At 70.9% G+C, this 21,179-nt stretch carries 17 protein-coding genes and 1 pseudogene; 12 read left to right on the forward strand and 6 right to left on the reverse strand.

Annotation, left to right across the window (positions count from 1 at the left end):
• Positions 1 to 195: 195 nt before the first annotated feature.
• Both LJ657_RS41385 and LJ657_RS41390 read left to right on the forward strand, forming a co-directional pair.
• Positions 196 to 1,170 (forward strand): pectate lyase family protein, encoded by a 975-nt coding sequence (locus LJ657_RS41385; protein WP_232654853.1) that lies wholly within the window; start codon positions 196 to 198, stop codon positions 1,168 to 1,170.
• Between the two features lie 29 nt (positions 1,171 to 1,199).
• Entirely contained in the window at positions 1,200 to 2,003 is an 804-nt protein-coding gene (locus tag LJ657_RS41390; protein WP_232654854.1) for a pectate lyase, read from the forward strand.
• A gap of 92 nt (positions 2,004 to 2,095) precedes the next feature.
• Here LJ657_RS41390 and LJ657_RS41395 read toward each other — a convergent pair whose 3' ends face one another.
• Complete coding sequence (locus tag LJ657_RS41395; RefSeq protein ID WP_232654877.1) at positions 2,096 to 2,839, reverse strand: PaaX family transcriptional regulator C-terminal domain-containing protein; 744 nt, start codon at positions 2,837 to 2,839, stop codon at positions 2,096 to 2,098.
• A 72-nt stretch (positions 2,840 to 2,911) separates the two neighbouring features.
• Between LJ657_RS41395 and LJ657_RS41400 the strand changes: the two genes are divergently transcribed.
• The 5 genes from LJ657_RS41400 (at position 2,912) to LJ657_RS41420 (ending at position 9,649) form a co-directional block, all read left to right on the forward strand.
• Complete coding sequence (locus LJ657_RS41400; protein ID WP_232654855.1) at positions 2,912 to 4,582, forward strand: DNA alkylation response protein; 1,671 nt, start codon at positions 2,912 to 2,914, stop codon at positions 4,580 to 4,582.
• A 319-nt stretch (positions 4,583 to 4,901) separates the two neighbouring features.
• Positions 4,902 to 6,131, forward strand: coding sequence for an EfeM/EfeO family lipoprotein (locus LJ657_RS41405; protein ID WP_232654856.1), 1,230 nt, complete (start codon positions 4,902 to 4,904; stop codon positions 6,129 to 6,131).
• Entirely contained in the window at positions 6,128 to 6,337 is a 210-nt protein-coding gene (locus LJ657_RS41410; protein ID WP_232654857.1) for a hypothetical protein, read from the forward strand. The genes LJ657_RS41405 and LJ657_RS41410 overlap by 4 nt, the downstream gene beginning before the upstream one ends.
• Entirely contained in the window at positions 6,334 to 7,557 is a 1,224-nt protein-coding gene (gene efeB, locus LJ657_RS41415; protein WP_232654858.1) for an iron uptake transporter deferrochelatase/peroxidase subunit, read from the forward strand. Before LJ657_RS41410 ends, efeB begins: the two co-directional genes overlap by 4 nt.
• Before the next feature lie 205 nt (positions 7,558 to 7,762).
• Positions 7,763 to 9,649: a phospholipase C gene (locus tag LJ657_RS41420; RefSeq protein WP_232654859.1), complete on the forward strand. Its 1,887-nt coding sequence runs from the start codon at positions 7,763 to 7,765 to the stop codon at positions 9,647 to 9,649.
• A 55-nt stretch (positions 9,650 to 9,704) separates the two neighbouring features.
• On the opposite strand, the gene LJ657_RS41425 is transcribed toward LJ657_RS41420, so the two are convergent.
• The 4 genes from LJ657_RS41425 to LJ657_RS41440 form a co-directional block, all read right to left on the reverse strand.
• Positions 9,705 to 10,928, reverse strand: a complete 1,224-nt coding sequence (locus LJ657_RS41425) for an MFS transporter (RefSeq protein ID WP_232654860.1) — start codon at positions 10,926 to 10,928, stop codon at positions 9,705 to 9,707.
• Positions 10,929 to 11,096: 168 nt separating this feature from the next.
• Positions 11,097 to 11,924: an MIP/aquaporin family protein gene (locus tag LJ657_RS41430; protein ID WP_232654861.1), complete on the reverse strand. Its 828-nt coding sequence runs from the start codon at positions 11,922 to 11,924 to the stop codon at positions 11,097 to 11,099.
• 218 nt (positions 11,925 to 12,142) lie between these two features.
• Complete coding sequence (locus tag LJ657_RS41435; protein ID WP_232654862.1) at positions 12,143 to 12,727, reverse strand: Rv1733c family protein; 585 nt, start codon at positions 12,725 to 12,727, stop codon at positions 12,143 to 12,145.
• A gap of 226 nt (positions 12,728 to 12,953) precedes the next feature.
• Complete coding sequence (locus LJ657_RS41440) at positions 12,954 to 14,168, reverse strand: IS110 family RNA-guided transposase (protein WP_232654863.1); 1,215 nt, start codon at positions 14,166 to 14,168, stop codon at positions 12,954 to 12,956.
• A 318-nt stretch (positions 14,169 to 14,486) separates the two neighbouring features.
• Between LJ657_RS41440 and LJ657_RS41445 the strand changes: the two genes are divergently transcribed.
• The 3 genes and pseudogenes from LJ657_RS41445 to LJ657_RS41455 form a co-directional block, all read left to right on the forward strand.
• On the forward strand, positions 14,487 to 15,521 hold the full coding sequence (locus LJ657_RS41445) for an IS110 family RNA-guided transposase (RefSeq protein ID WP_232654864.1): 1,035 nt from the start codon (positions 14,487 to 14,489) through the stop codon (positions 15,519 to 15,521).
• Between the two features lie 222 nt (positions 15,522 to 15,743).
• Entirely contained in the window at positions 15,744 to 16,829 is a 1,086-nt protein-coding gene (locus LJ657_RS41450; protein ID WP_232654865.1) for a WD40/YVTN/BNR-like repeat-containing protein, read from the forward strand.
• Between the two features lie 72 nt (positions 16,830 to 16,901).
• A pseudogene (locus tag LJ657_RS41455) lies at positions 16,902 to 17,024 on the forward strand (uracil-DNA glycosylase); the annotation flags it as partial.
• 539 nt (positions 17,025 to 17,563) lie between these two features.
• Here the strand turns inward: LJ657_RS41455 and LJ657_RS41460 are convergent.
• Positions 17,564 to 19,552 (reverse strand): WD40 repeat domain-containing protein, encoded by a 1,989-nt coding sequence (locus LJ657_RS41460; protein ID WP_232654866.1) that lies wholly within the window; start codon positions 19,550 to 19,552, stop codon positions 17,564 to 17,566.
• A gap of 147 nt (positions 19,553 to 19,699) precedes the next feature.
• Between LJ657_RS41460 and LJ657_RS41465 the strand changes: the two genes are divergently transcribed.
• Together LJ657_RS41465 and LJ657_RS41470 are read left to right on the forward strand one after the other, a co-directional pair.
• Positions 19,700 to 20,407, forward strand: a complete 708-nt coding sequence (locus LJ657_RS41465) for a hypothetical protein (RefSeq protein WP_232654867.1) — start codon at positions 19,700 to 19,702, stop codon at positions 20,405 to 20,407.
• A 323-nt stretch (positions 20,408 to 20,730) separates the two neighbouring features.
• Complete coding sequence (locus tag LJ657_RS41470; protein WP_232654868.1) at positions 20,731 to 21,111, forward strand: hypothetical protein; 381 nt, start codon at positions 20,731 to 20,733, stop codon at positions 21,109 to 21,111.
• The last annotated feature ends 68 nt before the right edge of the window (positions 21,112 to 21,179 follow it).

Consider the following 21,179-nt stretch of genomic DNA (forward strand, 5'->3'; position numbering starts at 1 on the left):
CACCAGGCCTTCCCTGACGCCTTCTGCGCAAAGCGTTGACTAGAAAGCGCTTGCCCTCTACGTTCCGTTCAGCAGTGTGACCAGCGGGCACCCCCTGTAGGCCTGCATGGCCACGCTGCTCGCACTCAGGGTTCAGCATGCTGTACATCGTTCACGTATACGATCGAGCAAGTCCTCCTGAAGGGACGCACCCGCATGCGCACTCTCCCCCCACGTACACACGCGCAAAGGTCCGCCCTGGTGGCCGCGGCGGCCGCCCTCGCGACGGTGTCCGTCCTGACACTCCCCCAGTCGGCCGGGGCTGCCGAGTCCTCGCCGGTCGGGTTCGGCGCCGGGACGACCGGCGGCGGCAGCGCCGCGGCGGTGACGGTCTCGACGCTTGACGCCTTCAAGTCGGCGGTCTCCGGCAGCACCGCGAAGGTCGTCAAGGTCAATGGCCTGATCTCACTGAGCGGTCAGGTCGACGTCGGCTCCAACACCACGGTGCTGGGCGTCGGTTCGTCCTCCGGGTTCACCGGCGGCGGGCTGCGCCTGAAGAAGGTGTCCAATGTCGTCATCCGCAACCTGAACCTCAGCAAGGCGGTCAAGACGGACGCGATCACGGTCCAGACCTCGACAAAGGTGTGGATCGACCACAACTCGCTGTCGTCGGACCGCGACCACGGCAAGGACTACTACGACGGCCTGGTCGACATCACCCACGCCTCGGACTACGTCACCGTCTCCTGGAACACCTTCAAGGACCACTACAAGGGCTCGCTCGTCGGGCACAGCGACAACAACGCGAGCGAGGACACCGGGCATCTGCGGGTGACGTACCACCACAACTGGTTCAACAACGTCAACTCCCGCATCCCCAGCCTGCGGTTCGGGACCGGCCACTTCTACGACAACTACGTCGTCGGCGCCGAGACCGCCGTGCACTCCCGCATGGGCGCCCAGATGTTCGTGCAGAACAACGTGTTCCGCGACACCCAGGTCGCCGTCACCACCAGCCGCGACAGCGACAAGGACGGCTACGCCAACCTGAGCGGAAACGATCTCGGTGGAGCCGCGACCGAGATCTCCCAGGTCGGCACCTTCACCAGCCCGCCCTACAGCTACACCGCCGAACCGGCCTCGTCCGTGGTCGCCTCGGTGACCGGCGGCGCGGGCGCCGGAAAGCTCTGACCACCCCACCCGGAGGAAGGCATCGGGACATGACTTCACCAGCACTTCCGCGCACCCGCCGGCGCGCAGTCGCCGGAGGCCTGGCCGCACTCGGCCTCTCGCTTGGCATGATCATGACAGAAAGCGCTTCGCCCGCCGGCGCCGCCACCTGGCCCACCGCGAACGGCAGCCAGCCCGTCACCGCCACCATCAAGCTCTCCGGCACCAAGGACTACGGGATGAAGCGCCTCTACGGCAGCGGAGACCTGGGCACCGGAGGACAGAGCGAGAACCAGGACCCGATCCTGGACCTGGCGGCCGGGACCGTCCTCAAGAACGTCATCATCGGCGCCCCCGCCGCGGACGGCATCCACTGCGAGGGCAGCTGCACCCTGCAGAACGTGTGGTGGGAGGACGTCGGCGAGGACGCGGCGACCTTCCGGGGCTCCTCGTCGTCCAACGTCTACACCGTCTCCGGCGGCGGCGCGAAGGAAGCCAGCGACAAGGTGTTCCAGTTCAACGGCGCCGGCACGCTGAACGTCTCCAACTTCGCGGTGCAGAACTTCGGCAAGCTGGTGCGCTCCTGCGGCAACTGCAAGACGCAGTACAAGCGGACCATCAACCTCAGCAATATCGAGGCGACCTACAAGGGTCTTGCCCTCGTCGGCATCAACACCAACTACGGCGACAGCGCGACCCTGAAGAAGATCACCATCGTCGGGGACAGCAGCAAGAAGATCGTGCCCTGCCAGAAGTACATCGGGAACAACACCGGCGCCGAGCCGCCCAAGAACGGCTCGGGCCCGGATGGCACGTACTGCAAGTACGCGTCGTCCGACATCACCTACAAGTAGGCCCCCCACGGTGAAACGGGCCGTACGAAGCGCACCCGCACGGCGCTTCGTACGGCCGCCGCCGTGCCGGCACCGTGTCGGCGCCGCTCGATTCAGTGCCCGATCGACCGGGTGATCTCCCCCTGATAGGCCGCATAGGCGGCCCGCAGCGTCGCGCCGGGCCAGTCCCCGGGAAGGAGCTCGGTCGGCAGCACGGGGTCGGCGAGCAGGTGGCGGACGACCGCGGCGAAGGCGGTGAAGCGGTCCGCCGGGCGGTGTGCCTCGACGACGTGGGCGAGCAGGGACCGGGCGGTTTCCGCCCAGGCATCCAACGGCCACAACTGCGCGGCCAGTTCACGCGCAGGCCGACCGGGGCGGGCGGTGTAGGACTGGGCCACCTGCTCCAGGTCGACCGGCAGGGGGCGGCTGAGGTTGGCGGGGCGCAGCCAGACACCCTCGCGCAGTTCGGCCAGGCGCAGGGTGGTCAACCGGGTGCGCAGGTCGGCGCGTTCGGCGGGGCCGCGGCCCGTCGCCGTGATCACCACCATCTCCCAGTCGCCGTGCCACGCGCGCGTGCGGGCCTCCACCGCCTCGTCCTGGCGGCGCTGGCGAACCAGCAGACGGTCGCTGAGCCGGTAGACGGCGTCGGCACGCCGCAGGTCACCGGCGGCCACCATCCGGCTGAGCACGGCGCGCAGCGTGGAGCCGCCGACACCGAAGGGCTCCACCGCGCGCACGAGCTCCTTCACCGGAAGCTCCGGCGGATGCGTGCCCAGCAGCAGGCTCAGCACGACCGACCGCGCGGACAGCGGCGGCAGGTCGACCTCGCCGGGCTGCGACGGCATGTTCATCCGCATGAGCAGGTACTTTACGTGCACGCATCTTGTTGCACCATTGCTACGGTCGCAGAAAAGATGCAACATGGTCGCATGGTCCCGACACCCGCGCCCGCGCAGCCCCGCCGGCAGTACGCCACGCACGACGTCACCAACCAGCCTCCCGCCCTGACGCCGTACGACGCCTCGGAGGACACGGCCCTGCTGGAGGGGCTGCGCCGGGAGGGCGCCGGATGGGCCGAGCAGGGCGTCCGGCGGCTCGGGCTGCGGGCCGGCAGCGCCGAGGCACAGGAGTGGGCCGAGCAGGCCAACGTCCACGAGCCGGTGCTGCGCACGCACGACCGATACGGCAACCGCGTCGACGAGGTCGACTTCCATCCGAGCTGGCACCATCTGATGCGGGCCGCGGTGGCCGAGGGGCTGGCCGCCACGCCGTGGGCGGAGGACCGGCCCGGGGCCCATGTCGCCCGTACCGCGGGCGGGTTGGTGTGGGGGCACACCGACGCCGGGCACGGCTGTCCCACCTCGATGACGTACGCGGCCGTACCCGCCCTGCGCACCCAGCCCGAGCTCGCGAAGATCTACGAACCCCTGCTGACCAGCCGGGAGTACGAGCCGGGCCTGAGGGTTCCGACCGAGAAGCGCGGGCTGCTCGCCGGCATGGGGATGACCGAGAAGCAGGGCGGCTCCGACGTCCGTACCAACACCACCACGGCGTGGCCGACCGCCGAGCCGGGCGTGTACCAGCTGCGCGGGCACAAGTGGTTCACGTCGGCGCCGATGTGCGATGTGTTCCTGGTGCTGGCGCAGGCCCCGGAGGGGCTGTCGTGCTTCCTGGTGCCGCGCGTCCTGCCGGACGGGAGCCGCAACGCATTCCGCATCCAGCGGCTCAAGGACAAGCTGGGCAACCGGTCCAACGCCTCCTCGGAACCGGAGTTCGACGGGACGGTGGCCTGGCTGGTCGGGCCGGAGGGCCGTGGCGTCAAGACGATCATCGAGATGGTCAACTGCACCCGGCTCGACTGCGTGATGATGTCGGCCACGCTGATGCGCAAGACGCTCGTCGAGGCGGGACACCACGTGCGCCACCGCAGCGCGTTCGGGGCGCGGCTGGTCGACCAGCCGCTGATGCGCAACGTGCTGGCGGACCTCGCGCTGGAGTCGGAGGCGGCCACGACGCTCACCCTGCGGCTGGCGGGCGCCGCGGACCGGGCGGTGCGCGGGGACGCGGGTGAGGCGGCGTTCCGGCGGATCGCGACCGCCGTCGGCAAGTACTGGGTCACCAAGCGGGGCCCGGCCTTCACCGCGGAGGCCCTGGAGTGCCTCGGCGGCAACGGCTACGTGGAGGAGTCGGGCATGCCCCGCCACTACCGCGAGGCTCCGCTGCTGTCGATCTGGGAGGGCTCCGGGAACGTCAACGCCCTTGATGTACTACGGGCGTTGAGGCGGGAGCCGGGCACCGCTCAGGCTCTCTTCGACGAACTCGCCCTGGCACAGGGGGCGGACGCCCGCCTGGACGCCGCCGTGACCCGGCTCGAGGGACTGCTCACCACCGGCTCCGAGGCCGGAGCCCGGCGCCTGGTGGAGCTGATGGCCCTGACCCTGCAGGCCTCCCTCCTGGTCCGGCACGCCCCGCCCGCCGTCGCGGACGCCTTCTGCGCGACCCGGCTGGGCGGCGACTGGGGTCACGCCTTCGGCACACTGCCGGACGCCGCCGATGTGGACGGGGTGCTGGAGCGGGCGCTGCCGGGCGGGGCCGGCTGACGACGTCATGGTGCGGCCACGTCGTCCAGGCGGGCAGCCGTCTCGGACCGCGCCATGTCGGCATGCTCGGCGCTGCGCTGCTTCGTTTCCCGGCGGGCCCGATACCTCCTGACCACGGGACCAGTCGGCCGCCACGCACAGACCGCACCGGCATCACCGCACGTGAGACGCCGCCGCCCTGCGGAACGAGCGGGTGAACCGTGGCCGAATTCTGGCTCCTCCTCCGGTGAGGAACCGGTCAGGAAGGCTGTCGCGGTCCTCGGACCTGCTTAGGATCATTCGGCGCCGACTCGTTCGTACGACTTCCAGGAGGGCCGGCATGCCCGAAACCGCATCCGGTCCACCCGCTGCCCGGTCCCGGCGGCGCACCGCGCTGCTCGCGGGCGGTGTCCTGACGGCCGTGGCCGCGGTGACGGCCGGGGTGCTGGCTGCCGCTGGTTCCGGCGGGGGCCGGCAGCAGGCGAGGACGGCCGACGGGCTGCGGCACACGACCGTCGAGGTCACCTCCGCCCACTGCGGCCGCGGCTGGACCCACCCCGAACCCGGCCGTCAGGTCTTCGAGCTGCGCAACACCTCCGGCGCCGCGGCCGAGGTCTATCTGACCGACGCGAAGACGGGCGCGGTCTACGGCGAGGTCGAGGGGCTGGCCCCGGGTACCGAGCGCCCGATACGGGTGACGCTCGGCAAGGGCGCGTACGCCTTCAAGTGCCTGCCCGACGACGCCGACGCCGTCACCGGCCCCACCGTGCAGATAACCGGCGGGAACGTGCGGAGCGGCCCGGCCGCCGTCCCGGTGACCCAGCAGCAGCTCATACCGCCCACGCTCGCCTACCAGAAGTGGATCGGGGCCCGCACGGTCGAGCTGGCGAACAAGACCGATGTACTGCGCGCCGCGATCGACCGCGGGGACCTCCCGGCCGCCCGCGCCGCCTGGCTTCCCGCGCACCTCGTGTACGAGCGGATGGGCGCCGCCTACGGCACTTTCGGTGACGCGGACTCGGCGATCAACAGAACCACGGCGGGACTGTCCGGCGGGGTGCGCGACGCGGGCTTCACGGGGTTCCACCGGGTCGAGTACGGCCTGTGGCACGGCGAGTCGGCGGGCAGCCTGCGCGGGCCGGCGGGCCGGCTCGACCAGGCCGTGCACGCCTTGCGTGACAGCTGGCCCGACCAGCGGATGGATCCGGCCGACGTCGGTCTGCGCGCGCACGAGATCCTGGAGAACACCGTGCAGCTGGAGCTGACGGGCCGTACCGACTACGGCAGCGGCACAAACCTGGCCACCGCCCGCGCCAACCTCGACGGCACCCGCGTGCTGCTCGGTTGTCTGCGACCGCTGCTGAAGACCCGCGACAAGGACCTGTCCGGCCTGGACTCCTGGATGACCCGTGCCCGGCGCACGCTCGACGGCGGCGAGCACGACGGCCACTGGACAGCGCTGGACGCACTCCCCCGTGCCCAACGGGAGAAGATCGACGCGGACCTGGGCGAGCTGGTTGAGCGACTCGCCGACGTGGCCGCCCTCACCGACGTACGGAGAACCGCGTGACACCGCCGCCCGACACCGCCCGCCATGGCCTCCTCGCCGGCGCGTTCGCCGAAGCCGGCGCCGGGCACGTGGCCCTCGACCACCAGGCCGCCTCCGCCGCCGAGACGCTCCGCGCCAAGCCCGAGACCATCGACGCCGGCCCATGCGAGCCGATCGAAAAGCCCTCCGCCACGGCCACCCCCACCGAGATACGGAGGACCGCGTGAACCCGGCGCACAACATCGCACGCCGCGGTCTTCTGGCCGGCGCTGCCGCTGTGGCCGGAGCCGGGCTCGTGGCCGCCGACCGGCAGGCCGCCTCCGCCGCCGCGCAGCCCCGCGAGAGTGGGCGGGTGGTCTTTCACGGGCGGCACCAGGCGGGGATCGTCACTCCGGCGCAGCGCGCCACGGCGTTCGTCGCCTTCGACGCCACCGCGGAGAACCGGGGCGAACTGGCCGACCTGTTGCGCACGTTGACGGACCGGGCCCGGTTCCTGACGTCCGGTGGCAGTCCGCAGGAGCTGGGCATCACCGCGCCGCCCGCCGATTCGGGCACCCTCGGCCCGGACGTCCCCGCAGACGCCCTGACGGTCACCGTGGGCGTCGGCGCCTCGCTCTTCGACGAACGGTACGGCCTGGGCTCCCGCGCGCCCCACCGGCTCACCACGATGCCGTCGTTCCCCGACGACGACCTGGATGCCGCCTGGTGCCACGGCGATCTGAGCGTGCAGTTGTGCGCGGCCAACCAGGACACGGTGCTGCACGCCCTGCGCGATCTCACCCGGCACACCCGCGGCGGCATGCAGGTGCGCTGGCGCATGGACGGCTTCGTCAGCCCGCCCCGCCCCTCGGGCGCTCCCCGCAACCACCTGGGGTTCAAGGACGGGATCGCCAACCCCGACCGACGCGACGCCCGGGCGATGGACCGCCTGGTGTGGGTGGGCAGTGGCGCGGGCGAGCCCGACTGGGCCGTGGGCGGGAGCTATCAGGTCGTACGGCTGATCCGCATGCTGGTGGAGTTCTGGGACCGGGTCTCGATCACCGAGCAGGAGCGGATGTTCGGCCGCGCCCGGGACACCGGCGCACCCCTGGACGGGCACCACGAGACGGACACCCCCAACTACCCGCAGGACCCGCAGGGCGATGTGATCCCCCTGGACAGCCACATCCGGCGAGCCAATCCGCGCACCGGCGCCACCGAAGACCAGCGCATCCTGCGCCGCGGCTACAACTACGACCGCGGCACGGACAGCAACGGCAACCTCGACATGGGCCTGCTGTTCTGCTGCTACCAACAGGATCTGGCCCGCCAGTTCGAGACGGTGCAGAAGCGGCTGGCCGGCGAGCCGCTCGTCGACTACGTCACCCCGTTCGGCGGCGGCTACTTCTTCGCCCTGCCCGGTGTGCGGGACGGCTCCGACTGGCTGGGGCGCGCGCTACTGGCCTGATCCCGCCCTGCCGATTTCGGTCAAGAGCATGCCAAGAGATGATGAGGATTTCCTGACCGAAGATTCGCTGACGCGTCATTGCCACTCCCCCGCCCCGCCGCCACCATTGCCCAGGATCCAGCCGTAGATGTCCTGGCCACGGATTCCGTGGCGGTGGATTCGGTGGAATGCAGTGGAATTCCGTGCTCTCGGAAGGCGAGACAGCATGATCGGCACAGGTAGTACCCCAAGGTCGCGGCGGCGGTTGACGCGCGTAGGCGCCCTGCTCGGTGCGGCGGCCCTGGCGAGCGCGGGCGGTGCCGTCACCGCCTCGGCGGCCGCCGGCGGCCAGGGCGGCCACTCCGGCGCGCACACCGCGACACCGATCAAGCACGTGGTGGTGATCTACGACGAGAACAACTCGTTCGACCACTACTTCGCCACCTATCCGAAGGCCGCCAACACCGACGGCACCAAGTTCAAGGCGGCGGCGCACACCCCGAAGGCCGACAACCTCCTCAACGCCGGGCTCCTCAAGAACAACCCGAACCTCTACAAGCCCAAGCGGCTGGCCAGTTCGCAGGCCATGACCTGCGACCAGAACCACTCCTACGGCCCCGAGCAGTACGCGGCCGACGGCGGCAAGGCCGACAAGTACGTCGAGAACACCGAGGTCAACAAGTGCAGCGGGCTCTTCGGCGAGCCCGGCCTGGTGATGGACTACTACGACGGCAACACCGTCACGGCGCTGTGGAACTACGCCCAGCACTACGCGCTCAACGACAAGTCGTTCAGCTCGGTCTACGGGCCCTCCACACCCGGCGCGCTCAACCTGATCTCCGGCCAGACCCACGGCGTGATCTCCGTCGACCCGGCCTCGGGCACGGAGAACCCGAAGCAGACGTCGGCCCCGGACCCGTACACCGTCCTCTCCCCGAACGCCAAGGGCGTCGGCACGCTGGTCAACGACCCGGACCCCGCTTTCGACGACTGCTCGGACAAGGACCACACGTCGACCAACGCGCTGGCGGTCATGCAGGGCAAGAACATCGGTGACCTGCTCAACTCCAGGGGCGTGAGCTGGGGTTGGTTCCAGGGCGGCTTCCGGCCCAGCACCGCCTGGGACGGCAAGCAGGGCGACTACGCCAAGTGCGGCGGCGCCACCCACGCCAACGTCGGCGGCGCGGCGTCGGAGGACTACAGCCCGCACCACTCGCCGTTCGAGTACTACAAGTCGACGTCCAACCCGCACCACCTGGCCCCCAAGAGCGTCGCCGAGATCGGACACGCCGGCCGGGCCAACCACAACTACGACCTGACGGACTTCGACGCGGCCCTCGAGGCCGGCCGCCTGCCCGCGGTGAGCTTCCTGAAGGCGGCCGAGTACCAGGACGGTCACGCCGGCTACTCGGACCCGACGGACGAACAGCACTTCCTGGTCAAGGAGATCAACGCGCTGCAGCAGTCGCCGCAGTGGAAGTCCACCGCGGTCGTCGTCGCCTACGACGACTCCGACGGCTGGTACGACCACGTGGCCGACAAGGTGCTCAACGGCTCCAAGGACGCCACCGCCGGCTCCAACGGCAAGGCCCTGGACAGCCCCGCCTGCCAGTCCGGTCCGGCCGCGGCCGGCGGCTACGCGGACCGCTGCGGCCCCGGCACCCGGCAGCCGCTGCTGGTCATCTCCCCCTACAGCAGGGTCAATTCGATCGACCACACCGCCACCGAGCAGGCGTCGATCACCCGGTTCATCGAGAACAACTGGCACACCGGCCGCATCGGTGACGCCTCCTTCGACCGGCGCTCCGGAACCCTGAGCGGCCTGTTCGACTTCAAGCACCCCAACAACAAGCAGGTGCTGCTGAACACGGACGGCTCGGTCAAGTCCGTGAAGGGCATCCCGCACCACAGCGGGACAGTCACCGACGCCTCCGCCCAGGGTGCCTACCCGCCCTACGTCCAGGACCTCAAGGCGCAGAACGTCGCCGACACCGGCTCGGCCTCCCCGGCGCTGCCGATAGCCGTCGCCGCGGGTCTGCTCACCGCGGGCGCCACCGGCACCGCGTTCGCCCTGCACCGCCGCAGGCGGCGCATCGGGCACGCCGCCCACTAGGAGGGTCTGCACCGGACGGTCCGCTGGGCACCTGCCCGCGGACCGTCCGCGCTTTTCAGGACGGACGCCCCGGCCGGGTGACGGCGAGCAGGACGAGCGCCAGGGCCTGGACCGCCAGGGTGACGACGATCAGCGCCGGAATCGAGCGGGCGTACAGGGCGCCGGCGAGGATGCCGCCGACCAGCGTGGCCGCGCCGACCACGGCGGCGAACAGACCGTAGGCGGTGGCGCGGCGCCCGGGCGGCACGAGGTCGGCGACGGTGGCCCGCAGCGTCGACTCCTGTACGCCCATCACGGCGCCCCACAGCAGCGCGCCCGCCACGACCAGGGCCACGGTGTCGGTGAAGGCGAGCAGCGGCACTCCGGCCGCCAGGACGGGCAGGACGGCCAAGGTGCGGGTGCCGAACCGGTCGTAGGCCCAGCCGGTGGCCAGTGCGGCGAGTGCGTCGACGCCCATGGCGGCGGCGTACAGCACCGGCACCGCCGCGGTGGGCAGCAGATGCCGCTCGACCAGGTGGTAGGAGAGCACACCGAAGGTCGCGAACCCGGCCAGCGTCGCGCCGGTGAAGGCGGCGTACACCCAGAAGGCGCGCGGCAGCCTCGCCCGTCCGACGTGCCCCACGGCGACCGTGGGTTCCGGTTCGGGCTCGTAGGCGGCCGGATCCGGCACCCGGTGGCGCAGCCACACCAGCAGGGCCAGTACGGCGACCCCGGGCGCGGCCAGGACACCCAGCGCGGGCCCGTAGTCGTCGCCGGTCGCGGCCAGCATCCCGGCCACGACCAGGGGGCCGATCAGTGCTCCGACCTGGTCCATCGCCTCGTGGACGGCGAAGCCTCGGCCGCGCCCGGTGGCGGCTGTGGCATGCGAGAGGAGGGTGTCCTTGGCCGGTGAGCGCACCGCCTTGCCCACGCGTTCGGCGATCACCAGCGCGCTCGCCACCCACAGGACCCCGGCCAGACCGAGCACCGGCACGGAGACCACCGTCAGCGTGTATCCGGCGATCGTCCACGCCCAGAAGCGGCGGGTGCGGTCGGTCAGCGGCCCGGAGGCCAGCCGCAGCACCAGCGCGGCGGCCTCGCCCACGCCGGTGACCACGCCGACGACCAGGGCGGACGCGCCCAGCGAGGCGAGCAGGGGGCCGGTGACGGAGCGGGCGCCCTCGTAGACGAAGTCGGCCAGCAGGCTGACCGTGCCGAAGGCGACGACGAACCGCCACGGCCGCATCCCGGGCCCGGCCTCCGCGGCCTGAGGCGTGGTTCTGTCGCCGGTCCCGCGCATGGCTGTGGCGCTCCTCGCCCGGCGTGCGGCACTTCGTCGCCCTGCGCGAACGGGCGCACACCGCTGCGTACGACGGTAACCGCACCCGTCGGGCCGAGAGCAGCCGGACGGGCGAAGGGCGCAACTGCTGAGCGCCGACGCCCGCCCGGCTCGGTGGGACCGTTCCTGCTAGGCCGTGTGTTCGCCGTCCGGTGTCGGGACCCGGCCCGGCTCCTGCACCTCCTCGCCGGTCAGATACGGCGAGATGAACAGCTTGTAGATGGCGGCACCGACCACGCCGCCGACCAGGGGCCCGACGATCGGCACCCAGAAGTAGAAGTTGCCGTACTGGTCCCGCCAGGCGGTCCCGTACCCGGTGAGGTAACTGGCGAGCCGCGGCCCGAAGTCACGGGCCGGGTTGATGGCGTAGCCGGCGTCGGTGCCCCAGGCCATGCCGATCGCCACGACCAGGAAACCGATGATGAGCGGCGCCAGGTTGGCGCCGGGCGGGGTGTTGAGCAGGTCGGTGACGGCGAAGATGAGCAGGACCAGGATGGCGGTGCCGATCACCTGGTCACGCAGGGCGCCGAGCTCGCTCACCGGCAGGGCGCCGTTTCCCGGGAGGGTGGAGAAGACGAACTGGGTCTTGATGGTGTGGCCGGGGTCGACCTTCGCCAGGACCTCCGTGTAGTTCCAGCGCACCAGCAGCGCGGCGACGAAGGCGCCCACGGTCTGCGCCACCACGTACGGCCCGACCTTTTTCCATGCGAAGCCCTTGAAGCAGGCCAGGGCCAGGGTGACAGCGGGGTTGAGATGGGCGCCGCTGAGCCGGGCCGCGATGTAGACGCCGAACGTGACGCCGAAACCCCAGGCCCAGGCGATGCTGTCGTGGTCGCCGAGACCGCCGGCCACCACCTGGGCGACCACACCGCAGCCGAAGAGGATCAGGACCATGGTGCCCAGGAACTCGGCCGACAGTTCGCCGACCAGTTCCCTTCTGGAAGTCTGCTCCGCCATGAGGCACCGCCTTCCGCCAGAAATGGTTGTGTCCGCGAGGGTAGTTGTCCGGCGCGAGGCGTCCAGGGGCCCAGCATCAACTGGAGTAACCGCCACCACTTCCGCCCTGAGCCGGCCCCGGTGTGCGCCGCCTCGGGGCGTCACCTACGACGATGGCACAGGGATCACGAGCCCGCAGCGCGACGCCCTGCCGCGGTCCTGGCGGCGGCCGTTCCTCGTCAGCTCGTCTTGCGCCCCCACAGGGGCCCGAAGCGGGCCCATTCCGTGTCCCACCGGGACATCCGGCGGCGTTCCAGACGGCCGCACAGGACACGGCCCCCGATGAAGGGCACGGCCGCTGCGCTCATGCCCACGAGGGCGCCGATCAGCGAGGAGCGCAGCTGGGCCTGGGCGGCGGTGGCGGGCCGGGTGACCAGATGGCCCTGCGGGTCGGTCCAGATGGTGACCGCCGAGCCGGCACTGCTGCCGGGGCCGACCCGGACCTGCCCGGTGTGTGCGGTGCCGTCCGGGGCGGTCCAGCGCACGTTTCCCCACACCCGGTCGCCGCTGAACGTGGCGGGGTGGTCGGAGGCCGAACCGGGCGCCTTCTGCGTCAGCCGCGCCGCGACCTGCCGCCACTCGACGCGCTCGCGGGCCAGACCGTCCTCGACGGATCTGGTGGCCGTCAGACCCGCGAGCACGCCGGCCAGGACGGTGACCAGCCAGGCACCGAGCACGACCCACGCCTCCACCGCGTCGGCGCGACGCTTGAGCGGGTTGCGCCGCCAGCGCCACAGCCACACCTTCGGACCACGGAACGCCATCGAAGGCATCCTCCTCATGAGCGCACGATCATCCGGAACCTCCCTCCCATACGGGCGGAGGCCGCCGGATGCTCAGGTCGACTCCACCGACTCGACGGTGGCACGCGTCACCTCGCTCGCGCCGGCGTCTGCGCAAGCGGGGCCGGTTATCGCCGCTCAAGCCGACAACACCGATCTGACCTGCACTGATGGCAGTTCCAGAGGAGACTGAAGCTCCTATTGGCTGTCAAGCGGCTTGGAGCCAGTTGCGGTAGGCGTTGGCGAGGTCGTCGTCGCGGCGTGTGCCGCGTTCGATGCAGGAGATGACGGCGGGCCGGACACCGAAGTGGTGGGCGACGGCGGTGAGTGTGATGTTCTTGGCCTGGCGTGCGGGCCGCAGGTCCGCGATGTCGGGCACGGTGACCGTGGTGGTCAGGTAGCGGAACACTTCCCGGGCGATGGCTCGTTTGAGGAGCCGGATGATCTCCTTCTTGGTGCGGCCTGCTGTGCTCTGCCGGGTCACGTAGTCACGGGTGCGGCGGTCGCTGGACATGCGGACGAGGGCTATCCGGTAGAGGGCCGCGTTCGCGGCCCGGTCTCCGCCTCGTGAGAGGCGGTGGCGGTTGGTCTTGCCGCTGGAGGCCGGGACCGGTGCGACGCCGCACAGGGCTGCGAAGGACGCCTCGGTGCGCAGGCGGTCCCGGTTGCCGCCGGCGGTGATCAGCAGCTGGGCCGCGGTGTCGGGACCGACGCCGTAGGCCGCCCGCAGGCCCGGATTGTGTCCGGTGACGACGGCGTCGAGTACGGCGGTGAGCTCGTCGTGCTCGGCGGCCAGGGCTTTCACGCGTCGGGCGAGGCTCTTCAGGGCGGTCAGGACGGCGGTGTGGACGGCGTCTCCCGTGGGACGCAGGCGTGCCAGGGCGTCGATCAGCGGTTTGCCGTCAAGGGCCCGGTAGTGCGCGCGGATGGTGTCGGGGGCGCCGATGAGGATGTGCCCGATCTGGTTCATGGCGGCGGTCCGGGCTTTGACCGTGGACCGGGCGGCGTTGTGAAGGGCCCGTATACCGGTGACGGTCTCGTCCTTGGGCGTGCTCGATGCGCGTCCGGAGAGCGCGGCGCGGGCGGCGGCATAGGCGTCGATGGGGTCGGACTTGCCGCTGCGGCGGCGTTCGGCCCGGTCGGGGCGGTTGACCTCGACCACGGTCAGACCGTCGGCGCGAGCCGCGTGGGTGAAGCCCGTTCCGTAGGACGCGGTGCCTTCGACGCCGATCGCGGCCACGTCTCCGTGTGCGGACAGGAACGCGAGGGCTGCCGCATATCCGGCAGAGGTGGTGGGGAACTCGGCGTCGGCGAGATGGCCGCCGTTGCCGGTGACGACCGCGACATGAATGGTGTCGGCATGGGAGTCCACACCGCCGAACACCCACTGGCCGACCATGTCCGCTGTGCCCGCTGATGTCATGCTGGAGATGCCTTCCTAGCCGGAGGCGGCACCGGCCGGGTGGGGCAGACAGGACATTGAGGGGGCTTCTGACCAAGCTCCTGACTTGTTGAATCGACCCCAGATGCTCGGTCTGCAGCCGTAGCGTCCAGGGTGTCGGTCGGCACGGGCTCGCAGTGCTTCTTGCCGCCTTCGGGCTGGCTCACTGATAGCGTGCCGTCGCCGGCCGACACCCGCGCGGTGTGGCTCGACAGAGGCATGAAGGTGACACGGTGACTTCAAGTCAGGGTGCCCGCCGCACTCCCCTTCCTGTCTCATCGAGTGCGAGGGCAGCAGCCTGTGATCCTGATCGGCATTGATCCCCACAAGTCGTCCCACACCGCCGTCGCCGTCGACGCCGCCGGCCACCCGGTGGCCCAGCGCCGGTTTGTCGTCAACGCCGGGACCTTCGGCCAGTTGATGCGCTGGTGCGAGCAGTGGCCCGACCGTCGTTTCGCGGTTGAGGGAGCCGGCGGCCTGGGCCGTACGCTCGCCCAGCAGCTGGCCGCCGCGGGCGAGATCGTCGTCGATGTGCCCTCCACCCTCTCGGCGCGAGCCCGGCTGCTGGCCACGGGCGGCGACCGCAAAACCGACGCGAAGGACGCCCTCCACATCGCTCAGGTCGCTCTCTTCCGCCATGACCTGCGCCCCGTGGTCCAGGAAGACCAGACCACGATCCTGCGGTTGCTGACCGAGCGGCGAGACGACCTGGTCCACGAACGCACCCGCGTCCTGAACCGGCTCCACGCCGTCCTTCGCGATCTGGTGCCCGGCGGTGCCCCCACCGGGCTGTCGGCAGACAAGGCCGCCGTCCTAATGAAGGGGATCCGGCCGGTCACGGCCACCGACAACTGCCGCCGGGACATAGCCCGTGACCTGCTGGCCGACCTGCGCCGACTGGACCGGCAGGTCAAGGACAACGAAGCCGAAATGCGCGAGACCCTCGCCGCGACCCGCACCACGCTGACCACCCTGCCGGGCCTGGGCACCGTGCTGGCCGCGAAGGTCATCGGCCACATCGGGGACATCAGCCGCTTCCCGACGGAGCACCAGTTCGCCAGCTACACCGGCAGCGCACCCCTGGATGCCTCCAGCGGCAATAACGTCCGCCATCGGCTCAACACCGGCGGCAACCGCGCGCTGAACTCGGTGCTGCACACGATCGCGGTCTGCCAGATCCGCGACGGCGGGCGCGGGCAGGATTACTACTTCCGCAAGATCGCTGAGGGGAAGACGCCTTCGGAGGCCCGCAGGGCTCTCAAGCGACGCCTGTCCAACGTGGTCTACCGGATCATGAAACGAGACCAACAGAACCACCTCGCTCAAGCCGCTTGACACACAGAGGCGCTATCAGGTCATGTTCCACCTGGCCGGAGCCATGAAGAACGGGCCCCGGCAGCCGGACGGTACAGCCGGAGGACAACCCAGCAGGGTGTCAGTCAGTGGCAGAGCCACGACCACCGGAACCCGCTTACGAGTATCAATGTCAGTGGCGGGGTGCAGACTGGCCGGTGTCTGGGACAGAGTTGTCACAGGCACCAGCGGAGGTGATTCGGCATGACCGAGGTACTGCTCGCCGTGGGCACGCGCAAAGGCCTGTTCATCGGGCGCCGGCGCGGTGGCGCATGGGAGTTCGACGAGACTCCTTACTTCAACGCACAGGCCGTGTACTCGATCGCGGTCGACACCCGCGGCGACCGTCCGCGCCTGCTGGCCGGCGGCGACAGCGCCCACTGGGGCCCGTCCGTGTTCCACTCCGACGACCTGGGCCGCACCTGGACGGAACCGGCCCGGCCTGCCGTCAAGTTCCCGAAGGACACGGGGGCGTCGCTGGAGCGGGTGTGGCAGCTGCACCCGGCGGCGGCGGAACAGGACGTGGTGTACGCGGGCACGGAGCCGGCCGCGCTGTACCGCTCCGAGGACCGCGGGGAGACCTTCGAGCTGGTCCGCCCGCTGTGGGAGCATCCCACCCGCTCGAAGTGGGTGCCGGGCGGCGGCGGTGAGGGCCTGCACACCGTGCTCACAGACCAGCGCGACCCGCAGGCCGTGACGGTCGCCGTCTCCACGGCCGGGGTGTTCAGGACCACTGACGGCGGGGCGAGTTGGACGCCGTCCAACTCGGGTGTCTCCGCGGTGTTCCTGCCCGATCCGAACCCGGAGTTCGGGCAGTGCGTGCACAAGGTCGCACGGGACGCGGCCAACCCGGACCGGCTGTATCTGCAGAACCACTGGGGCGTGTACCGCAGTGACGACGCGGGAGGGCACTGGACCGACATCGGAGAGGGCCTGCCGTCCACCTTCGGCTTCGCCGCGGCCGCCCACCCGCGCCGCGGCGACACGGCGTACGTGTTCCCGATCAACGCGGACGCGGACCGGGTGCCCGCCGGCCACCGCTGCCGGGTCTTCCGCACGGCCGACGCGGGCAAGAGCTGGGAGCCGCTGTCGGTGGGCCTGCCGCAGGAGGACCACTACGGCACGGTGCTGCGGGACGCGCTGTGCACCGACGACGCGGACCCCGCGGGTGTGTACTTCGGCAACCGCAACGGCGAGGTGTTCGCATCGGCCGACGACGGCGACAGCTGGCGGCAGTTGGCCTCGCATCTGCCGGACGTCCTGTGTGTGCGGGCCGCGGTGATCGGATGAGCTCTGCGGGGGATCGCACGGCCTTGGCCACCGGTTGATCTCCGCTGCCCGTACGGCAGTAGGGTGACGCCCGTGGCACCACGACCGGTGCATGAAATCGTCGAAGCGGGCTGGGCGAAGGCTCTGGAACCCGTGGCCGGGCGGATCGCCGAGATGGGGGACTTCCTGCGCGCGGAGATCACCGCGGGGCGCACCTGACCTCCGGCCGGAATGGCGTTGAGCTCCACGGTGACGCAGACGCGTCCCTCCCCGTCACTGCCGGCGGCCGTCGGGCGGTCCGAGGCCGGGTCCGTGACCATGCCGGGCTGCTCGGCGCGGCCACTCCGGGCGCCGAACTCCTGTCCCGTGATCAGGTCCCGCACACGGACGGTTCCGTGGGAACGGCCGGTGACAGCGACGGGGCGGCCGTCCAGCACCGCGGTCGCCAGAGAGCTCACGCCGCCGGTGTGAATCGTCAAAAGCTCACCGCGCCGGGTGAGGGCGGCAAGATCCCGCACCCGCACCACGCCGTCGGAGCTGCCGCCGACCACAACCGGCCGCCCCCGCAACCTCACGGGCCGGACCATCGCTTCGGAGATCGCCAGACATGACCGGCACCGTCATCTCCCCGACCGTCTCGCTGTGCGCACCCGAGCGAACTCCGTTAGCAACATACGTACTTCCACGGACGCCCGCACCAGCTCGACGGGGGCCCGGGCGGCCGCGAACAGGGCACCAGCGCGGCTTCGCAGGTCTCAGCCGTCGAGGGCGAGGACGACAAGGCCGTCGGTGCATCCGATGATCAGGTTCGACCCGACACCGGCCAGGACCGTGACCGGTCGCTCCACCACACGGGAACCCACCCATCGGCAGGTCAGGGGATCCCACAACTCGACAGCGCCCCGCCTGGCGACGGCCAATAGGGGGTGCCCGCCGGACGGGGCGATCGCGGCCATCGGCCCGCCCGTGAGTTCGCCCACGAGCCGGCGGCTGTCGGCGTCCCAGACGCGGATCGAGTCATCGAAGTCCCGAACTGCCAGGAGAGTCCGTTCGTCCGCCAAGGTCATCGCCGCGAGGTGCGTCACGTACCGGTGGTGTTCGAAGGGGGCGCCGACCGGTAGCCCCGTGGCCGGGTCCCACAGCCGGACCGCCCTGCTGCCGCCCCGGGCGGGGGTGGCTTCGCTGCTTGCCAGGAGAGTGCGTCCGTCCAGCATCTGAACGCGGGCCAGTGCCAGCGGTGGTCGGTCGGGCCGGTTGAAAACATCACTCGCGGTTTCGCAGGTCTCGGGGTCGCGGAGACGGATGATGCCCGAGTGACTACCGGTGGCCATGAGTATCCGCCCGTCGGGCGACGCGATCGGCACCATGGTGCGGATCGCGCTGGTGCGACCGGGCAGCAGTGAACCGACCGGCCCGCCCGTCGCCACATCCCACGACCGCAGGGCGCCGCTCCTGTGGCCGGTGACGAGAACGGTGCGCCCGTCCGGCAGGGGCGCCGCCGCCATCGCCGTGAGGACGTCCGTATCGCCGGTGTGAAGCCGTCCGGCGGATTCACCGGTGCGCAGGTCCCACAGCCAGACAGTCGTGTCGTTGCGGGTGGCGAGCAGCGTTCGCCCGTCGGGGACCGTCACCGGTGCCACCAGGCCGTCCCAGCCGACTTCCGCCGGCTCATTCGGTGGCTCCACGGCGGTGGGATCCCACAACCAGCCCGCACCACCGGGCACTTCTCCTGCGAGCAATGTCGGGCCACCCGGCAACGGAACCGCTGCGACTGCGGCGGGTACACCGTTCGTCCCCAGGTCACCGATGCGGCGCCCGGATGCCGGATCCCACAGTCCCGACCCGATCGACAGCAGGGTCGTCCCGTCGGCCATGGGGACGGGACGCAGTCCGCGGCCGGTGAACGGCCCGCCCGCCGGAGCACCGGTAGCGACGTCCCACAGCCGCACCGTCTCGTGGTCGTCGTCATTGACGGACAAGGCCAGCAGGCTGCCTCCGTCGGGCAGCCGCACCGCTGCCAGTCCGCTCGGCCAGCCCTCGTCCTCGTGCGGGCACAGCAGTGTCTGAGCCAACTCCCCCGTCACCGGGTCCCACAGCCCCAGCAGGGCGCCTTCCGCGTGGCCATGGGCGGTGGCCAGCAGCGTGCGGCCGTCGGCGAGCGTTACCGCCGCCATCGCGCTCGGGCCGTCCACACCCGCGGGGGCACTCAGCGGACCGACGGTCCGCTCGGCTGTGGCCGCGTCCCACAGCCACACCTCTTCCTCATCGTAGGGGGTGACTGCCAACAGGCTCCGCCCGTCCGGCGTCGGTACGGCGACCAGCTCCGCTGCGCGTCCCGGGCCGGGCAGCGGCCCACCGACCTGCTCGCCGGTGACCGTGTCCCACAGGTAGACCACATGCCCATCGTCGTCCTCGTCGTAGTGCGCCGTGGCGAGCCGGGTGTGTCCGCCGGCGAACGGCAGGGCCACCATCGCGATGACGAGCCCACCCTGTTTCGAGTTCTCCCGCAGGGGGCCGCCCACCTGCTCGCCGGTCACCGGGTCCCACAACCGCACCACGTCGTCTTCTTCGTGATCGCCTGACGCGGCCAGCAGGACGCGGTCGTCCCCCACGGGCACGACGACCGCCACACCCAGACCGTCCTTGAACGCACGCAACGTCACCGAGGGCCGCACCCTGCCCGCGGGCCTTTCCCACACCAGGGTGAGTTCTCGTGGGCCGTGATCCTGAAGAGCACCAGACATGACCGGTACGGTAACCGGCTCCACCGACACCGGCCCGGCTCCACGTACCGTCCGGGATGCACGCCGGCGACCGGTGCGGAAGATACGTAACTGATGTACGTAGACCCACGGTTGTCACGTGTGGACGCGGCTCGGAGGTTCGTCCCCATGACTCCACTCACCCCCGCGTCGCCCGAGGTCACCGACCTGGCCGCCCGCCATCGGCTGGGGGCGCTCCAACGCGTGTTCGCGCCGAAGCGCCTCGGGCGGGCGGTGTTCGCCGCGCATGTCTTCAACTGCCTCATGCTCATGCTGTTCTTCCTGGTCCCCGGGCTGCTGTACCACTGGTTCTGCATGCGCCGCTTCCCCGACTTCAGCCGGAAGCGGGTCGCCCAGCGGCTGCGCCTGTTCGAAGAGGGGCTTGTCGTGCACCCTCTGTCCGGCGGCGAGCCGGTCGCCCTGCGCTGGGACGCCCTGCGTGTCCAGCAGGAGATCACCCAGCTGATCATCAACTGCCGCCCCGCGCCGACCAGATACACCTACTCGGCAAGCACCCCCGGCCAGGGGTCGGTGCGGATCACGGAGTTCTACGAGGATCCCGGCGTCTGGGGTCCCCGGATGCAGGACGCGGTGGTGCGGGCGCAGCGGGCGCCCCCGTCCGCTGGTCCAACCACCATGCCAAGGACATCACGAACCTGCATCTGTTCCTGGCGTTCGCCCACGGCCTGCACGAGCAGTCCGCCGCCTGACGCTCCCGCCGTGAACGGCCTGACTCGTCCCGTTGTCTACGTAGAGCGTTCCGTGTTTCCCCCGATGGATCCTGGACTGCGCTCTGCGAGGGTGACGACCCGTCGGCCGCAGGCGCGCCGACCCTGAGGGGAGAGAAGATGGGCTTGTCCCAAAGGCAGCGAGCCGCCCAGCACAGCGTGAGTCTTACGGGCAAAGGCATGCGTGCAGCGAGATGGGGTACCGGCGCGTTGCTCGTCCTTGGCTCACTGGTCGGATGCGGCAGCGGGGACGGGAAGGCACCGGCTCATGCCGGAGCAACGCCGACGGCGTCTGCCGGGCCGACGAACGGGCCGGGCGACTACCGTCCGCCGACGGACCTCTGCCCGAAGGTCGACTTCGGCCCCCTGACTGCCGCCGTCGCGCCGACAGCCGGCCCGACGAAAGGGGAGCGGACCGGATCCGATCCGGCGATGGCCAGCGGCGCCGCCTGCCTGCAGGGCTTCAGAACGGCCGGCACGAAGGTGGACGGCCGCTCGACCATCTACTGCACCGCGTGGAAGGACGTCGCCACCGCGATCAAGCAGTACAAGTACCGGCTGTCCTCGGCAGCGCAGGAGGCCCGAGGCCCGGTGGTGCGGGAGCCGGGGCTCGGCCGGGGGGCTTTCCGCTACGAGAACGTCAAGGAGGCCGCACCGTTCAGTGACGACCTCCGGCTCCTGGTCCGGGACAGCAACCTGGAATGCGAGGTCCAGGTCCAGAGCCTGAAACCCCTGACGGCTCAACAGGTCACGGCGGCCTGGCCGGCTATGACCAAGACCGTCCGGGCACTGCTGCCCGAACTCCGTTCCTGACCGGCGGCAAAGCGGACGGCCGGCCGTCGGACCAGGCGGCGAGCGGGCCATGGGCCGGACCGGGAACG

Source organism: Streptomyces guryensis (genome assembly GCF_021261325.1).
Taxonomy (GTDB): Bacteria; Actinomycetota; Actinomycetes; order Streptomycetales; family Streptomycetaceae; genus Streptomyces; species Streptomyces guryensis.

Excerpts from the sequence above, each read along its gene's own strand:
- LJ657_RS41400 (WP_232654855.1), top strand. The coding sequence starts at position 2,912 with ATGGTCCCGACACCCGCGCCCGCGCAGCCCCGCCGGCAGTACGCCACG.
- LJ657_RS41465 (WP_232654867.1), top strand. The coding sequence starts at position 19,700 with ATGACTCCACTCACCCCCGCGTCGCCCGAGGTCACCGACCTGGCCGCC.
- LJ657_RS41390 (WP_232654854.1), top strand. The coding sequence starts at position 1,200 with ATGACTTCACCAGCACTTCCGCGCACCCGCCGGCGCGCAGTCGCCGGA.
- LJ657_RS41420 (WP_232654859.1), top strand. The coding sequence starts at position 7,763 with ATGATCGGCACAGGTAGTACCCCAAGGTCGCGGCGGCGGTTGACGCGC.
- LJ657_RS41435 (WP_232654862.1), bottom strand. The coding sequence starts at position 12,727 with ATGGCGTTCCGTGGTCCGAAGGTGTGGCTGTGGCGCTGGCGGCGCAAC.
- LJ657_RS41425 (WP_232654860.1), bottom strand. The coding sequence starts at position 10,928 with ATGCGCGGGACCGGCGACAGAACCACGCCTCAGGCCGCGGAGGCCGGG.
- LJ657_RS41405 (WP_232654856.1), top strand. The coding sequence starts at position 4,902 with ATGCCCGAAACCGCATCCGGTCCACCCGCTGCCCGGTCCCGGCGGCGC.
- LJ657_RS41430 (WP_232654861.1), bottom strand. The coding sequence starts at position 11,924 with ATGGCGGAGCAGACTTCCAGAAGGGAACTGGTCGGCGAACTGTCGGCC.
- LJ657_RS41450 (WP_232654865.1), top strand. The coding sequence starts at position 15,744 with ATGACCGAGGTACTGCTCGCCGTGGGCACGCGCAAAGGCCTGTTCATC.
- LJ657_RS41395 (WP_232654877.1), bottom strand. The coding sequence starts at position 2,839 with ATGCGGATGAACATGCCGTCGCAGCCCGGCGAGGTCGACCTGCCGCCG.
- LJ657_RS41440 (WP_232654863.1), bottom strand. The coding sequence starts at position 14,168 with ATGACATCAGCGGGCACAGCGGACATGGTCGGCCAGTGGGTGTTCGGC.
- LJ657_RS41470 (WP_232654868.1), top strand. The coding sequence starts at position 20,731 with ATGGCCAGCGGCGCCGCCTGCCTGCAGGGCTTCAGAACGGCCGGCACG.
- LJ657_RS41385 (WP_232654853.1), top strand. The coding sequence starts at position 196 with ATGCGCACTCTCCCCCCACGTACACACGCGCAAAGGTCCGCCCTGGTG.
- LJ657_RS41460 (WP_232654866.1), bottom strand. The coding sequence starts at position 19,552 with ATGTCTGGTGCTCTTCAGGATCACGGCCCACGAGAACTCACCCTGGTG.